The organism is Planktosalinus sp. (genome assembly GCF_059864935.1).
This window is the reverse complement of sequence record NZ_JCBCCK010000439.1, coordinates 1-1,492: the sequence shown is the minus strand read 5'-3', so window position 1 is coordinate 1,492 and position 1,492 is coordinate 1. Positions and strand designations below refer to the sequence as shown.

General features: G+C 43.3%; 1 pseudogene. It reads left to right on the top strand.

Features of this window, described 5'->3' with window-relative positions:
* Positions 1-1,492 (top strand): annotated as a pseudogene (locus AC6F75_RS13080) (zinc carboxypeptidase); the annotation flags it as partial.

The following is a 1,492-nucleotide window of genomic DNA, read 5'->3' as shown; positions in this document are numbered from 1 at the left end:
CCACGGTCGCGCCGGACTTGGTATTGATACCGATGAAGGTTATGAATTAACGCTGGTAGATCGAGTTTCAAATCAAACTTTAACCGGTATTTCCACAATTGAAATTTCTTCAAAAAACGCAAAAAGACTCAATACTGAATTTCAGAAATTCTTTCAGCCCAATCTGAAATACAAAAGTTTTGTACTCCAAGGCGAAGCCGATAAAGTCAATGCATTGGCCAAGTTGCTTGATAAACACGAAATCAGATATGGTTTTGCTAACGGTAGTAGAGCTTCCGGTTTTCATTACGGAACCAACAAAAGCGGAACCCTGGACATGAAAAACGCTTTGGTAGTAAGCACCAATCAGCCCAAAGGCAGAATGGTTCAGGCACTTTTTGAGCCGGAAACCAAACTCAGCACACCGCTTACTTATGACATTACAGCTTGGAATTTACCCCACGCCTATGGTTTGGATGCCATTGCCAGCACTACCCTGGTTTCGGCAAACACAGCTCCCGCAAAAACTATGCACGTCAACACGCCCAACACCGCTGCTGCAGGATACATTGCCAAATGGAACAGTATGCAGGATGCAGCTTTCCTTTCGGAATTGCTACAGGCGGGTGTGAAAGTGCGCTTTAGCGAAAAGAAATTTGGCCTTGGTGGCGAAAGTTTTGAAAGAGGCAGTCTGGTAATCACCAAAAGCGACAACCGAAACGTTGAAAATTACGACAATAAAGTAACCGAAATCGCCAACAAACACAACCGAAAACTCTTTGTGGCAATGACCAGCTTTTCAGATACCGGAACCGACTTCGGTTCGCCCGATGTGAAAATCATTCATCCGCCAAGAGTAGCGTTGTTGAGAGGAGATTATACTTCTTCCTTAAGCTATGGTGCCCTTTGGCATTTTTTTGAACAGCAGTTGCACTATCCCGTGACCTCCATTGATACCGATTATTTTAAAAACATCTCTTTAGACCAGTTTGATGTGCTTATACTTCCTTCCGGACCTTATAACAACTATTTTGATGAAGTTGCTTTGGGTAAACTAAAAGACTGGGTTTCCAAAGGCGGGACACTCATTGCCATTCAACATGCCTTAAGAACTTTTGCTGATAAGGACGGATTCGGACTGAAGCTCAATACAAATGAAGATGCAGAAGCTGCTGAGCCCAACTATTTGATTCCTTACGACCAAAGAGAAAAGGAAAGTGTGAAGCATTTCATTACAGGAAGTATTTTTAAAACCAAAGTAGATGTGTCACACCCGCTGGCTTTTGGATACAATGAAAACTATTTTACCCTGAAAGCAGGAACAAGTGCCTATGGATTTCTGGAAAGCGGATATAATGTGGCCTACATTGAAGGCGAAGCAGAGCGTATAAGCGGTTTTGCCGGCGAAGAAGCCTTGAAGGGATTGAAGAATTCTTTGGTGTTTGGTGAGCACAAAATGGGCAGGGGCAGTGTGATTTACCTGACAGATGATATCATGTTTCGTTCCTTCTGG